The following is a 14,870-nucleotide window of genomic DNA, read 5'->3' on the forward strand; positions in this document are numbered from 1 at the left end:
CTTTGCTCCAGTCAAGCGCCTCCCTTCCGGACGCTCCCGACGACACCACCACCCATTTCAGGAGCAGGGCATGACCTCCATCAGCAAGAATGCCGACGCGCAAAGACGGCGTCACCTCAAAGTCGCAGCAATGTTGGTTCTGGGTGCGGTCGCCTTGTTCGGAGGAAATGTACTCCTGATCAGGGATAGCGAGCCGGCGCTCGCGGCCTCCGAAGACGTCGCATCAGCCAGCGCCTTCCGCATCCTCACACCGCAGACGATCGACAGGCCTTACGGACATTCCGCGCCTGTCGCGACCGCCGACGATGCAACCGAAGGCAAAGAGACTGTAGCGGCCACCGACGACACATCCTGCGTCGCCATGCGCGCCGCCCGAAAAACGGACCGGCACGACACGCTGGATCCAAAAGCCTTCTGTCAGCTCCAACACCGCCTCTTCAATGCCGAGCTGATCGACCGCATCGCCTTGCTCCAACTCGCATCACAGACCCACACAATCGACACCTCGTCACAACTCGCTATGAACAAGGAGTTCTGAAATGGAAACGTTGACCAGACGCGCAGTCCTCGCAATCGGCGCCGTCGGCGGCACCGCCCTTGCCGCCAGCGCGGCCGGAGCAGCATCTTTCGGCAATCCCGATCAGCCCGCCGAGGGAGCAATTAATGCCAATGCCGCCGGCCTCAGCGATCCCGGCCCGAAGAACCCTGCGATCAACAACCAGTTTCCGTCTTTCCAGAGCCCACCGGCGACCGATGTCGGCGACATGCAGCTTTTCTGGGGTTCGTTCAACAACGCCGCCAAACGTATCCAGAATGGCGGCTGGGCACGTCAGGTGACCAAGTCGGACTTCGCGATTTCGGATGCCGTGTCCGGCGTCAACATGCGGCTCGGACCGGGCGGCATTCGCGAGATGCACTGGCACCGCGCCGCAGAATGGGCGATCATGACCAATGGCCATTGCCGCATCACCGTGCTCGATACGCAGGGCCGCGCTTATGTGCAGGATGTGGAGGCCGGTGATCTCTGGTATTTTCCGGCCGGTTACCCCCATTCGCTGCAGGGACTTGGTCCCGACGGTTGCGAATTCGTCATCGTGTTCGACGAAGGCGACCAGTCCGAATATGGCACCCTGCTTCTCACCGACTGGTTGGCGCACACCTCTCCCGAACTGCTGGCCAAGAATTTCGGCATCGCGCCGGACGTGTTCCGGAACATTCCACTGCAGAACCTCTGGATATTCCAGGGCAAGGAGCCGGGACCGCTCTCCCGGGATCAGGAAGCCGTTGCCGGCGCGGGGCTTCCCCCGTTTCCGTTCACCTATAAGCTCGCGGCATCAAAGCCACTGAAGGAAAACGCTGCCGGCGTCATTCGCCTCGCCGACAGCAGCGCCTTTACGGTGTCCAAAACCATCGCCGCCGCCATCGAAACGATCAAGCCCGGCGGGGTGCGCGAAATGCACTGGCACCCCAACGCGGACGAATGGCAATACTGGATCAAGGGTGAAGGCCGGATGACCGTGTTCGACGCGGGTCCACGCAGCCAGACCGCGGATTTCCGTGCTGGCGACATTGGCTACGTGAAGAGGAGCCAGGGCCACATCATCGAAAATACCGGCAAGACCGACCTGCAATTCGTCGCGGTCTTCAAGACCGCCGAATACCAGGAGGTCAGCCTGTCGTCCTGGCTGACCCACACCCCGCCGGCGCTCGTGGCCCAGCACCTCAACGTCAGCATCGAGGATGTGGCGAAGTTTCCCGCAAACCAGCCGGCGATCATGCCGGGCTGAACATCCTGCCCACACTTTGACCGGCGTTTCGGCATACCCGATCCGCAGGTCTTCCAAGACAGGACGCAACGCAAAACCAGTATCAACAGTCAGGAACAGCCATGAAACCATTGACGATCCGGATCGCCGGCGGCTCGCTTGCCGGTCTCTTCACGGCGATATTGCTTCAGCAGGACGGGCACGATGTGAAAGTCTACGAACGCTCTGCATCCGGCCTCGCAGGGCGTGGTGCAGGATTGGTGCCGCAGCAGGAATTATTCGAGGTTCTGGGCCAGATCGGCTGCGAAGACGTCTCCCATGTCGGTGTGGTTGCGAAGGAGCGCATCTACCTCGACGCCGGCGGCCACGTCGCCCAGCGCCAGAAGACGCCGCAGATGCAAATATCATGGGACTATCTCTTCGAGCGCGTATCCTCCCGCCTCCTTGCCGATACCTATCGTCTCCGACACCATATCAACGCGGTTCGGGAAGGCCCTGATGGAGTGACACTATCCTTCACCGACGGCACGGAAGACCGCGCCGATCTGGTGATCGGCGCGGATGGCCTGGGTTCGGTCATCCGCAAGGCGGTTAATCGCCATTCAGAAAACGCCTTTGCGGGTTACGTCGCCTGGCGCGGACTGATCCGGGAAACCAAATTGCCGGCCGATGCATCCCTGCTGCTCGACCGCTTCGCTTTTTATATCGCACCCGGCATTCATGTTTTGGGTTACCTCGTGCCGGGCCCAAAGGGTGAGACACAACAGGGACAGCGCCGTTACAACTGGGTATGGTATCGCCCCACACCGGCTGACGAGCTGCCCCGCACCTTCGCCGGCCGCGACGGCAGGCATTTCGAGCATTCGCTCCCCCGAGGTGAGCTGGCCGAACAGCGCCGCGAGCAACTGCGCAGGGACGCGTTTTCCCTTCTGCCGCCGCAACTGGCTCTTGCGGTGGAAGCCGAGGAAACCCCATCGATCCAGGGCATTTTTGACTATGAGGCTGAACAGATGGTGTCGCCACATATGGCGCTGGTCGGGGATTCCGCCTTTGTGGTTCGCCCTCACACCGCAATGGGCGTTTCCAAGGCCGCGGGCGACGCAATGGCACTACGCGACGCCCTGCGACAGACGGACGACCTGCCTGCAGCCCTTTCACGATATCAGAAAACCCGCCTGCCGGTGGGCAAGTCAATTGCCGCCTATGGCCGGAGGCTTGCCGAGACCGCGATCTGACGACGGGTCAAAATCAGGTCCGCCCGGCGTCATTGTCGTCCGGGAGCTTGTGCCTACGGCTAAGCGTAGGGGGTCATCCGGATTTTGCGATCAGCGAGCGAAATCGCTCGCTCATTTCAGGGTTGGCGGGATTATAGACCATCATGTTGAGATCCGAGCGTCCCTCCACCGCAAAGCATGAAAACTCCAGTTCGATTGTTCCCAGAACCGGATGGTGTAGGCGCTTGAGGCCCTCGTGCATGCTTGTGACCTCGTTGTCATCCCACATGGCCTTGAATTCGGAGCTGGCGGCCGAGAGCTCATCGACAAGTTGCTGGATGCCTGCGCCAGCGCCAGCGCGCGCGGCATCTGCCCGGAACGCGCCGACCACGTAGCGGGCGACATTGCGCCAGTCCTCCTGGGCAGTGCGCACCCGTTCATCGGCGAAAATCAGACGCAGAATGTTGCGGTTCTCCCTCGCCAGTTTGCTGTAATCCGCGAGGATGACGGCGGCGGCCCGGTTCCATGCCAGGACGTCCCATGTCGCTGTTCTGATGATCGCGGGGCTGAAGGGCAACGCGTCAAGCACGCCCTGAAGACGGGGCGTTATCGTCTCGGGCTGACGATAACGCTGCTCGGGCAGATGTCCGAAGGCCAATATATGCAGGTGGTCGCGCTCAGGATCGGTCAGCATCAGTCCTTTGGCGATACGATCCAGCACATCCGCCGAGGGCGAACCGCCGCGACCCTGCTCCAGCCACGTATACCAGGTGGGACTTATGTTGGCACGCTGGGCGACCTCCTCGCGCCGCAGACCCGGTGTGCGGCGGCGGCCGATGGGAAAACCAAACGTTGCAGGATCAAGCCGCAGGCGGCGATCGCGCAGGAAGGTGCTGAGTGCATTCTCCGTCATTGCATTCCTCGTCGCAGCCTGTTGAGAATTATACCATGATAAAGTCACTACTTTAACAGGACAATTCTTCATGAGATCACCCTCCCCGTCAACGCGGGAGATTTTGTATGCGTGTTTTTCTGACAGGTGCCACCGGGTTCATCGGCTCCCGGATTCTTCGTGAACTGCTCATCGACGGCCATGAGGTAGTCGGCCTCACCCGCTCGGAGGCCGGCGCAAAAGCGCTGCAGGCCGCCGGAGCTTCCGCCCACATCGCAACGCTGGAAGATGCGGCCAGACTCGCCGGGGGTGCAGAGACTGCCGATGCCGTCATCCATACGGCTTTCGACCATGATTTCGCGAATTTCGCCGCCAATTGCGAAAAGGACCGCCGGGTGATCGCGGCGCTCGGTGCCGTATTGGCTGGTTCCGACAGGCCGATGCTCATCACCTCAGGGGTCGGCATGGGTGATCCCGGCAATGGCGAACCCGCCCGGGAGGATGTGTTCGATACGCATCATTTCAATCCGCGCATCGCCTCGGAACTCGCGGGCCAGGAGCAATTGCAGGCGGGCGTCAATCTCGGCGTCATCCGGCTCCCGCAGGTGCATGACACGGTAAAACAGGGCCTCATCTCACCCTATATCGAGATGTCGCGCGAAAAAGGCATCGTCGCTTATGTCGAGGATGGCGGCAATCGTTGGTCAGCCGGGCACGTGCACGATGTGGCGAAGCTCTACGTGATGGCGCTCCTTCGGGCCGAGCGGGGTGCTCGCTATAATGCCGTGGCGGAAGAAGGCGTTATGGTGCACGATATTGCCGGGATAGTTGCCGAGAGGCTGGGGCTGCCGCTCGTTTCCATAGGCAAAGAGGACGCCGCCGGCCATTTCGGCTGGTTTGCCCTGTTCGCCGCCATGGATCTTACGGCCTCCAGCGCGCTCACCCGGGAGAAACTCGGCTGGATACCCACTGGACCGGGCCTGCTCGACGATCTCAGAGCCATGGACTACGCGACGATCAAATAACCGGCAGGCAGGCGTCCGCCTCACGCCTGTCGTCAGGATCAGATGCGGCGAAGATGGCAGCACCGGGGAAACCGATGCTGCTTCCGAACATGGTGGATGTTCAGGTGGCAGGCATCACTTGCCCGACGCCCGTCTGCCAAGGCCCAGCAGGTGGTAAAAGGCAATCGCTCCGATTGTTGCCGTGCCGATGCCATCGAGCGTGAAGCCCGCGACATTGAGCTTGAAGTTGCCGGCGCCCAGCACCAGCGCGATACCCACGGTGATGAGGTTGCGCGGCTCGGAAAAATCGACCCTGTTTTCAACCCAGATCCGCCCAGCTGTCGCCGCGATGAGGCCGAAGACCACGACGGAAAGGCCGCCGATGACCGGTCCGGGGATGGTCTGAATGAGCGCACCGAATTTCGGCGAAAAGCCGAGAATGATGGCCACCAGGGCAGCTACGACGAAGACGAGCGTCGAAAAAATGCGGGTTATCGCCATGACACCCATATTTTCGGCATAGGTCGTCATGCCGGTTCCACCGAAGGCGCCTGAGAACATCGTCGCAATGCCGTCACCGATAAAGGCGCGACCGAGATAACGATCGAGGTTCTGCCCGGTCATCGCGCCTATCGCCTTGATATGCCCGAGATTTTCCGCCACGAGAATGACGACGACCGGAGCAATCAGCGCAATCGCGGAGCCGGAAAATACCGGCGCGGTGAATGTCGGCAGACCGAACCACGATGCGGCCGCAACGCCTGCAAAATCGACCGGTTTGCCGAGACCGAGGCCGTTCGCCACCACGAGATAAGCGATATAGGCAATCGCGCCGCCGAGAAGAATGGGCAAGCGGCGCGCCATGCCGGGCGCATAGACAGCAATCGCGCCGACCGATGTGACAGTCAGGATCGCAATCCAGCGCGACAGCTGGTCGCCGTCGGGATTGCCCGGGCCGGAGCCGGAAGCGCTTGCAATCGCAATGGGTGCGAGAACGAGACCGATTGCCGCAACGATCGCGCCGGTCAGAACCGGCGGCATCAGCTTTTCGATCCAGTCATGGCCGGCGATCATGACGATGACGCCGATCAGGGCATAAAGCACACCTGCGGCGATGATGCCGCCGAGCGCCAGCGCGATATCAGGACTCGCCGCGCCCGCGGCCGCACCCGTTGCCACGAGCACCGGTCCGATGAACGCAAAGGAAGAGCCAAGATAGCTCGGGACACGTCCGCCAACGGCGATGAAGAAGATCAGTGTCGAGATGCCCGAAAACAGGATAGAGACATTCGGATCAAACCCCATGATCAATGGTGCAAGAACCGTCGACCCGAACATCGCCACGACATGCTGAAGACCGAGCACCGCGGTCTGCCCCGCAGGCAGACGCTCATCGGGCAGGATGCGCCCTTCGGTTTTCAGTCGCCAGCGCGGAAAATAACCACCGGTATCACTCATGTCGCCCCCCAGGAAACAGCCGGCACGCGCTTCCCGGGTTTTCCGGTTTCAGTTCGTCGCCGTGCAAAAGATTTGCTTTTTATGATTTGCGCCCGCCTCCGGAGATCGAATCGGCAGCCGATGCATCTTTTCTCCGTTAGCGCGATCGGCTGCACCTGTCATCGGCAACGGACCGTTTCCCACTGTTACGCATTCCGGCGCGGAACAATCAGCTCCCGCGCCGGTAAAAAGATACCAGATCGACGGTATTAGCGCGCTTTTTCAAGCGCCGTCAGAATCTCATAGGCCGCCGAAACCCGCTCCTCATTGGGGTAGTTTTTATTGGCCAGAATGACGATTCCCAATTTCTGCTTTGGTATGAACGCCACATAAGCGCCAAAACCATTGGTGGAGCCGGTCTTGTTGATGAAGACATCCTGGCGCGGCTTCATGGGCGGTGAGATTTCGGAAACCGGAACAGTCTTGAGCAGGGCACCGGAATTCAGCTCTCGCAATGTCTTCAGCGGCGCGGGATGGGCATATTGCTCCCATACCATGTCCTGCGTCATGGCGCCGACGCTGAAATATCCCGTATGGGTGTTGGTGAGCGCCTGCTGGATTTTTCCGTCCAGCTTTTCCAGTCCCATATTCGCATTGACGAAACGGATCATATCTTCCGCTGTCGATTTGACGCCGTAGGCTTCCGAAGAGAGAACGGCCGGTGTCACGCGGGCGGGCTCGCCCGTTCGCTTGTAGCCCTGCGCGTAATCGGCCATCTTTGCCTCAGGAACCACGGTAAAGGTGTTCTTCAAGCCCAGAGCGGGAAAGAGCGTATCTTTCATGGCGTCATCGAAGCTTTGGCCCATGGCCTTTGCGGTGATGTATCCGAGCATTCCAATGCTGGGATTGGCATAAGTTCTGTGTGTTCCGGGCTTGTATGAGGGTTTCCAGGCCTTGAGATAGGCCAGCAACTGCTGCTCCGACTTGACGTTATCCGGCACCTGCAACGGAAAGCCGCCGGCGGTGTGGGTGCCGAGTTGCATCAGCGTGACATCACCAAAGGGCTTGCCCTTCATGGAGGGAAGATGATTTTCCACCTTGCTCGAGAGCGAAAGCTGGCCATTCATTTCGGCATAGGTGCTGAGGGTGACCGTGAAAGTCTTGGAGATGGAGCCGAGTTCGAAAAGCGTCTGCGCCGTCACCGGCTGGCCCGAGCTTTTGGACATGACGCCATAGGTGAAGATGTGGCTTTCGCCGTCGACACTGATACCAACGGCAAGGCCCGGAATGCCGTTTTTCTCCATGACCGGTTTGATCGCGGCATCCGTTATCGCTTTCAGCTTCGCATCATCGGCGGCGAGCGCCTGCGTGAACAGGCCCGTCGAAAGCAAAGTGGCCAGTGCGATATGTCTGCGATTAAGTTTCATCTTTCGCGTTCTCCAAAACCTAGGGTGGATTTTCAGCCCGTGGGCCGTTCCCAGCGAAAGACGTTTAACCGGCCTACATTGCACGAACAAATCATGATATCTCGGAGAAGACACAAGAAAATCTAGGTCTCGAATGGTTCGGCAATTTCTTCCACTGAACGGCTTACGGGCTTTTGAGGCATCGGCGCGGCACCTGAGCTTCACCCGCGCGGCCATCGAATTATGTGTGACGCAGGCGGCTGTGAGCCAGCAGGTGAAAGGACTGGAAAAGCGGCTTGGCGTTTCGCTTTTTCAGCGGCTTCCGCGCGGCCTGAAGATTACCGCCGAAGGCGAGGCCCTGCTGCCGACGGTGACGAGTTCCTTCGACCAGATGGCGACGACGCTCGACCGGATCGAGGCCGGTCAGGTGCGCGAACTGCTGTTTCTGGGTGTTGTGGGAACCTTTGCCGTGGGCTGGCTGCTGCCCCGGCTGAAGGCGTTTCAGAAGCAGCATCCCTTCATCGATGTCAGGGTTTCCACCAATAATAACCGGGTGGATATGGCGGCTGAAGGGCTGGATTTCGCCATTCGTTTCGGCCAGGGTTCCTGGCATGGCACGGATGCCTTTCGGTTATTCGAGGCGCCTCTCTCCCCGCTCTGCACGCCGAAACTGGCAGAGACGCTGAAAACGCCCGCTGATCTGATGGAATCGACGCTGCTGCGCAGCTACAGGGCCGATGAATGGAGCAACTGGTTTGCGGCGGCCGGCGTGACGCCCACCGCGCAGGTGAATGCCGGCATTGTTTTCGATACGTCTCTGGGCATGATGGAGGCCGCCCTGCAGGGGCTGGGCGTGGCGCTGGCGCCGCCATCGATGTTTTCGCGGCATCTCGCCTCCGGCGCGATCATCCAGCCTTTTCCGGTTACCATTTCGCTCGGAAGCTATTGGCTGACCCGGCTGCAATCGAAACCGCCGACACCCGCCATGCAGGCCTTTTCCGACTGGATGTTCAATAGCATAGGCGCTGCGGGATAAGGCCTATGCCAGGGCGAGCAGAACGCCGCCGGCCGCGCAGAGGACCACCACGGCCCATGGCGGGGTTTTCCAGATCGTCAACAGGATGAAGCCAGTGAGCGCCAGGGTGAAATCCTTCGGGGTGAAGATGGCGCTTGTCCAGACCGGATCATAAAGCGCTGCGCCCAGAATGCCGACGACAGCGGCATTTGCGCCGCGCATGGCAGCCTGCGCCAGAAGGTGCTTGCGGAACCCTTCCCAGAAGGGCAGCGCGCCGATGAGCAGCAACATGCCGGGCAGGAAGATCGCGACAAGGGCGATAGCCGCACCTTCAACGCCGTTGGGCTGTGGCCCTGCCACCGCACCGAGATAGGCGGCGAAGGTGAAGAGCGGGCCGGGCACGGCCTGGGTTGCGCCATATCCGGCGATGAAGGCATCTTCCGTAACCCAGCCCGTGGCGACGACTTCCGATTGCAGCAGCGGGAGCACCACGTGCCCGCCACCGAAAACCAACGCGCCGGCGCGATAAAAGGCATCGAACAAGGAGAGGCCCTGTGACGCCGCGACCGCCGCAAGCAGCGGCAGGAGGCCAAGAAGCAGGGCAAAGGTGGCGAGCGCAATGTATCCCGCACTTTTTGGCACCCGGAAGGCGAGATGGGTGGCCTGCCGCGCGGCATCGGCGCGACAGAAGGCAAGCCCGGCGAGCGCGCCGACGGCAAGCGCCAGGATCTGCCCGAAGGCGCCGGCGACAAACACGACGCAGACGATGCCGGCAAGCGCGATGCTGGCCCGCTCACGATCCGGCGCAAGGCTTTTTGCCATGCCCCAGACCGCCTGCGCCACGACGGCGACCGCGACGATTTTCAGCCCATGCAGGAGGCCGGTGCCGACTGGCCCTTCGATGGAGGCGGCGACCATGGCGAAGAAAAAGAGGAGAATGGCGGATGGCAGGGTAAAAGCCGTCCAGGCCGCCAGCGCACCGAGCGGGCCTGCCCGCAGCAGCCCGAGCGCAAACCCCACCTGGCTGGAGGCCGGGCCGGGAAGAAACTGGCAGAGCGCCACAAGATCGGCATAACCGGCCTCGTCGATCCATTTGCGCCGCACGACCAGCTCATCGCGAAAATAACCGAGATGGGCAATGGGGCCGCCGAAGGAGGTGACGCCGAGCTTCAGGAAGGCCGCGAAGACCTCGCCGGGCGTGCCGTGTCTCTGGCCCTGCACTTCGGCCTCCATGCTTCGCGTTGACGATTTCACCAAAGAACTCCCTGCGTGCAACGGCTAGTCATCAACACATATCAGCCTCAAGACGGTTTCGGTATCAGATACCATTATGACAGGCATATGAAGGGACTGACGGCGTTGACGCCGGAACGTTGCGATAACGTTCCGGCGTCGTTTGGCGATTATCCGGCGAAGGGCCTATCGCTCGGTGGGCAACAATGCGGTGAAGTGCGAAATCCAGCCATTTTCATCGGTGCCGCCGGAAAAGCCCGTCGCATCCCAGATGATGTGATGCCGGTTGCTGCCGTTGTGGATCGTCACCGCGGCGGCGATGGGGGTTGGGGATCGCCATGAGAAGTTTTGGTTGGCGCCCGGCGCGAGGTGGCTGAGGGATTCAAGCTGGACATCGTCGAGGAACAGGACAGTGCTCATCTGGGTCTCATAGAGATATTCCCACCGCGCCTGCGCCAGCCCATTCGCGGCGGCAACGAGAAGGCTGCTCTGCCCCATGGGATCGGCCAGGGCCGCAAGACGCCAGGCGGCGAAGATACTGGCGATATCCCCGCCGCTGAGCCCGAGACTTGAGAGGAACTCGATGGTTTGATCATTGCCGAAAGCATTATAGCCTGCTTCACCGAAGGGCCGGATATGCTTGACGACGAAATTGCCAAGAAGTGGCATGTGTATCTCCTTTTGGACATGGACCACCTGTTCCCGGACGTTGGCGTGCAGGGATAGCATGGTGGGATCTGTGGTTGATTGGGCGCCGGATAAATCCGGCAATCGATGGAAATGCGGCCGGAGTTCGGCCTAGCGGCTTAGCCGAAGGTGATGGCGACGCGGGCCGGCATGGCCAAAAACGCCTGCAGGCCGAGCCGCGTTCTGGCACCGCCCCGCCCGGCTGGCCATGGATCGAGGATATGAAGTTCCAGATCCTTGCCATTCACGGTGTAGCCATAGACGAGGTAATAGTGGTACTCCGTGCCGATCACGAAGACGCGGTTGTTATCGATCTCGTGCCTGACGATATCGGCCGTCAGGCCATTGACGAAGTGGCCGCCGGTCGTTTCGTGATCGAAGGCGTTCCACTGGCCGGAAACCAGCTGGACGATATTGCTGTTCTGGTTGGCGCCGGCCTGTTCATTGATGCCGCCGGTTTGATCCAGAACCTCCGCCAGTTCCCAGCGCTCGCGAACCGCGGGATCGACGGTGGCGAGTGCTGCGGTGTTGCGCCTTGCAATGACGTATTGCGTCGCCGCGGGAAGTCCATAATAGGCCCGCACCATCTGTTCGACGGCGGCAAAGCACCAGGCGGGGGTTAGCTGGGGCACCAGGGCGGGAGGGTTGTTGACTGTTGGCATGGTCTTCTCCTTGTTGAAAATGACGGGGTACGGGTCAGAGCCGGGTGCCCGTCGTTGATTACATCTGCCGGGTGTTGAGGTCTGGGTGGTGTTGGCCGTCCTGCCGGCATCTGCGCCGGCAGGACATTGCCCATGATCCCATTCCCGAGGGGACGTGTTCGGCCGGGATCATGGAGACGCTTCCTGTCGGGCCGGGACAGGAGCGGCAGGCTCTTAAGGGATCAGGCAGTTTTGCTGAGGTCCTGACGATAGGCCTGCAACGACGCGATTTTTGCGTCCGCGGCAGCCTCGCGTTCGGCGACGATGGCCGAGAGCTTCTCCGCGACACCCGCCAGATAGGCCGGCAGATTGGCACTGTCGATATATCCGCCCTGCAACTTGTTGAGCTTCGACCATCCTTCGGCAAAGCTGCGGTTGAAGCGGTCGGAGACGATCACCACCGCGTGCCACTGGGCGGTTTGCCTGACGAAGAACTCGTCGACGGAGCGGATGAGCTGCGCGAAGCGGTTCTTTCGCAGCGTCTCCTGCCCGGCGACATTTTCGATGCCGGTGATCTGACGCTGGGCATCATCTGCAACCGCCTGCATGAAATCGGCAAAGCCCTTGAAGAAGAAGGCGATTTCTTCAACGATTTCCTTCATGCGTTTCAGCGCGGAAATGCTGACGTTGAGCGATTGCACCGCAAGCTTGATCTTGTCATCCTCGGCCTGCTTTCCCTTCAGCAGGGCATTGATCCTGATGAGCTCGGCCGCCTGGGTACGGCGTTCCTTCTCATAGGCCTCCGCCTTGTCGATCATCTGCATCTGGATTTCGCGCAGGCTGGCGGCCTGTTGCTGCTGCTCTTCGGAGAGCTTGCCCAGCCCCTTGTCCAAAGCATCGAGCGAAGCCTGCAGGCTGGAAATAACCGTTTGCTGAGCGGCGATCTTTTCTTCCTGCGCCTTGAGTTCCGCGGCACGCGCAGCCAGACGTTTGTCGAGTTCGGCAAGCTCGATGGCCTTGCTCGATTTGGGGTCCGCGCTCTCCGCGTCCTGCGCAAGCTTCGCCTTGGCGTCCTCGAGCGACTTGACATCCCCCTTCAGAGCGTCGCGTTTTTCCTCGCTCTTGCGAAGCTCGGCTTTCTTTTCGGAAAGCTCGCTCTGCTTGGCGGCCGCATCGGCCTTGCTTCCGCCGCCTGACGGGGTGCGGGAGCCGCCGCCCTGCCCCTGCCCGTCTGCATCCTGCCCGCCCTTGGACTGTCCCGAAAGCGCGCCGCCGACCGACGAGGCCAGCATGGAGGCAGGACCGCCCGCCACCATGGCGATGGCGGGAATTGCGCTTGAAATCATCTGCGCGCCGACGCGGACGATCGACATGACAAAAGCACGCTGCTCGGCCGTATTGGCCCGCTGCTCATATTCCCGGGCCTTCTTTTCGAATGCCGCAACCTGTTCCTTGAGATCGTTGACAAGCGATTCAAGCTGTTCCCGCCGTGCGTCCGCCTCGCGGATTTCCCGTTCCATCACCGCTTTATCGGCGAGGCGTTTGCTCAAGGCCGTTTCGCTCATATCCGTGGTTTGCGCCGTGTCCCTGATGATGGCGTCATAGGTCGCAGCAAGGGCAAGAAGCTCGTCTCGAACGCTGAGAGCCCTATCCCGGATATTCGTTGCGAGCTTTATCAGATCGTTGGAGACAAATGCCTTGATTTCGGCCTGATCGTTTTCTTCCCTGACATCGAGCCAGTCCGGGAAAAGATCGCCGATGGACAGGCCGATGCGGGTGGCCGCCTCCATCGCGTTCTTCATGACTATTTCGCTTTTCTGCTGCGACGTGATCAGCCTGTTCATGATTGCGCTGATGCGGACGCGAATATCGCCGTTTTCCTGCGGCGTGGTGTTATAGGCGATGTAAAGCAGATCGATCGCATTGTCGGTGTCGCGCTTGGCGCGCTCGACATCATAGGTCCCCTGGATCTTATCGACATAAGACCGGACAAGCGCCGTATCCGACTTGGGAAGGCTGAAATTCGGTTGCGAAACGATAGCGTCGACGCCGGCGTCGATTGCGCTGTTGATCTGGGCGGTCCGGCTTTCGAAAGTCACGACATTGTTCATTTTCATGCTCCTGTTGATGGGTGGTTACGGAGAGTCATTTTTTTGGGGGGGGTGATCGTTCACGATCCGCACTGCTTCTTCGCGTCGTCCGGCAGTCCGGCCTCGGTGGAGGAAATGAACTGCGGCACGTCTTTGGTCAGGCCGTCGATCTCGGCGGACAGCCGCGTAACCTGACGTATTTTCGCGTCGTCAGGATTGACCTCGCTCGCTTCCTTCAGAGCGCTGGTGAAGTTGCCGACCTGAATGTTGAAGTCCTGAACCTTGACGTTGATGGTGGAGATCGCCGCTTTGAGCTTGGTGATCTGCTCCTCCAGAGTTTTCACCGCCTTCTGGTTTTCCGCGTGGCTCTGCTGTGCCGCCGCAAGCTGGCGGCGATTGTTTTCGAGCTGGTTGCGAACGCCTTCAAGAGCCGCCCGGGCATTGTCCAGCCGTGGCTGCGCGGTCCGGTATTCCCGCTCCGCATCATTCATCCAGCCCAGCGCCTTCACCGCGGCGTCACCGGCCTGGCAAATTCCCGGCAGGAAGAAGAGGACGCCGCTGCATATTTTTACTCGCTTGGCCTGCTCGTCCCTTTCCTTCCGGGCTTTTTCGAAGGTGGCCTGGCGCGCCTTAACGTTCTCGTTTTCGGACTGAACCAGCTCCTCATAGCCCTTCACGCTGGTTTCGGACTGCACCACCTGCCGCTCCAGCTCGATCTGCAGGTACATGGCCTCCCCCAGCGCCTTCTCGCGGTCGGCGCTGAGCTGCTGTTGCGCCGTCAGATGGTCCATCAGGCACACGGATCGGCGGCCGAGCAACTCGCGGCTCGCTTCCGCCTGTTCCAGTTTCGACTTGAAAGCCGCCGTCTGCTCGGCGGTGAGGGTGGCCGCGTTCGCAATGGCCGGCTGGCCCATGGACGGGATATCGAATTGCATTGCGAAGGCCGCAAGGCCGGCAAAAACAACGTGTTTAAGTTGCATCATTTTAACCTCCTATGGAGAATTGGGGATGAATAAAAGGCATGACGGGCTCCATGCGCCGCCCGGCATCGCTGCCGACCGTGCCGGAGACATGGCAGTAACATTCGGATATCAGGCGCTTTCGGACGCATCGTCTGCAACGTCGTCAAGACCTAAAAAGCAACCATCAAAGATTGCATTCCGGGAAAATGGACGAAAGATTCCACATCCGACGCTTCATTAAATTATGCAATAAAAACAGCATATAACGCTATTGTCAGCGTTACTCCCGCAAACCGTTTCAAAAGGGAACACATTTTTACGCGCCCCTTAACATTCAATTTATGAGAGTATTTTTTAATACCGCTCAACGGGGCCTCGGGGGAGTGCAACAAAATGCACGCATCTTACGGAGGGGAACCTTCCGGCTGTCACGACTGCCCTGCACGGCCGTTGTCAGCGAACAGAACTCACGTTTTCGAATTCGCCATAAAGTAGCGATGCGCAAAAAACCACGGGAGAAAGG

General features: G+C 60.3%; 13 protein-coding genes. 5 read left to right on the forward strand and 8 right to left on the reverse strand.

The window, feature by feature from the left end; genetic code table 11:
* The first annotated feature begins 70 nt into the window (after positions 1-70).
* The 3 genes from AGR7B_RS14545 (at position 71) to AGR7B_RS14555 (ending at position 3,001) form a co-directional block, all read left to right on the forward strand.
* Positions 71-538, forward strand: a complete 468-nt coding sequence (locus tag AGR7B_RS14545; protein ID WP_080857134.1) for a hypothetical protein — start codon at positions 71-73, stop codon at positions 536-538.
* Between the two features lies 1 nt (position 539).
* On the forward strand, positions 540-1,787 hold the full coding sequence (locus AGR7B_RS14550; RefSeq protein ID WP_078053579.1) for an oxalate decarboxylase family bicupin: 1,248 nt from the start codon (positions 540-542) through the stop codon (positions 1,785-1,787).
* Between the two features lie 101 nt (positions 1,788-1,888).
* Entirely contained in the window at positions 1,889-3,001 is a 1,113-nt protein-coding gene (locus AGR7B_RS14555) for an FAD binding domain-containing protein (RefSeq protein WP_080857135.1), read from the forward strand.
* Positions 3,002-3,074: 73 nt separating this feature from the next.
* On the opposite strand, the gene AGR7B_RS14560 is transcribed toward AGR7B_RS14555, so the two are convergent.
* Complete coding sequence (locus AGR7B_RS14560) at positions 3,075-3,893, reverse strand: helix-turn-helix transcriptional regulator (RefSeq protein ID WP_080857136.1); 819 nt, start codon at positions 3,891-3,893, stop codon at positions 3,075-3,077.
* Between the two features lie 107 nt (positions 3,894-4,000).
* Here AGR7B_RS14560 and AGR7B_RS14565 point away from each other — a divergent pair, with 107 nt between their 5' ends.
* Positions 4,001-4,897, forward strand: coding sequence for an SDR family oxidoreductase (locus AGR7B_RS14565; protein WP_080857137.1), 897 nt, complete (start codon positions 4,001-4,003; stop codon positions 4,895-4,897).
* A 114-nt stretch (positions 4,898-5,011) separates the two neighbouring features.
* Here AGR7B_RS14565 and AGR7B_RS14570 read toward each other — a convergent pair whose 3' ends face one another.
* On the reverse strand, positions 5,012-6,334 hold the full coding sequence (locus tag AGR7B_RS14570; RefSeq protein ID WP_078053583.1) for a solute carrier family 23 protein: 1,323 nt from the start codon (positions 6,332-6,334) through the stop codon (positions 5,012-5,014).
* Between the two features lie 248 nt (positions 6,335-6,582).
* Positions 6,583-7,740 (reverse strand): class C beta-lactamase, encoded by a 1,158-nt coding sequence (gene ampC, locus AGR7B_RS14575; protein WP_080857138.1) that lies wholly within the window; start codon positions 7,738-7,740, stop codon positions 6,583-6,585.
* Positions 7,741-7,873: 133 nt separating this feature from the next.
* Between ampC and AGR7B_RS14580 the strand changes: the two genes are divergently transcribed.
* Positions 7,874-8,755 carry a LysR family transcriptional regulator gene (locus AGR7B_RS14580; RefSeq protein ID WP_080857139.1) on the forward strand — a complete coding sequence of 294 codons (882 nt, stop codon included), beginning with the start codon at positions 7,874-7,876 and terminating at the stop codon, positions 8,753-8,755.
* A 3-nt stretch (positions 8,756-8,758) separates the two neighbouring features.
* Here AGR7B_RS14580 and chrA read toward each other — a convergent pair whose 3' ends face one another.
* The 5 genes from chrA to AGR7B_RS14605 all read right to left on the reverse strand — a co-directional run bounded on the left by chrA (position 8,759) and on the right by AGR7B_RS14605 (position 14,368).
* Positions 8,759-9,967: a chromate efflux transporter gene (gene chrA / locus AGR7B_RS14585; RefSeq protein WP_080857140.1), complete on the reverse strand. Its 1,209-nt coding sequence runs from the start codon at positions 9,965-9,967 to the stop codon at positions 8,759-8,761.
* A gap of 186 nt (positions 9,968-10,153) precedes the next feature.
* Positions 10,154-10,636: a hypothetical protein gene (locus tag AGR7B_RS14590; RefSeq protein ID WP_080857141.1), complete on the reverse strand. Its 483-nt coding sequence runs from the start codon at positions 10,634-10,636 to the stop codon at positions 10,154-10,156.
* A gap of 137 nt (positions 10,637-10,773) precedes the next feature.
* Positions 10,774-11,316, reverse strand: a complete 543-nt coding sequence (locus AGR7B_RS14595; protein ID WP_080857142.1) for a hypothetical protein — start codon at positions 11,314-11,316, stop codon at positions 10,774-10,776.
* Between the two features lie 221 nt (positions 11,317-11,537).
* Entirely contained in the window at positions 11,538-13,406 is a 1,869-nt protein-coding gene (locus AGR7B_RS14600; protein WP_080857143.1) for a tyrosyl-tRNA deacylase, read from the reverse strand.
* 59 nt (positions 13,407-13,465) lie between these two features.
* On the reverse strand, positions 13,466-14,368 hold the full coding sequence (locus AGR7B_RS14605) for a hypothetical protein (RefSeq protein ID WP_080857144.1): 903 nt from the start codon (positions 14,366-14,368) through the stop codon (positions 13,466-13,468).
* Between the last annotated feature and the right edge of the window lie 502 nt (positions 14,369-14,870).

The sequence above is a fragment of the Agrobacterium deltaense RV3 genome (genome assembly GCF_900013505.1).
Taxonomy (GTDB): domain Bacteria; phylum Pseudomonadota; class Alphaproteobacteria; order Rhizobiales; family Rhizobiaceae; genus Agrobacterium; species Agrobacterium leguminum.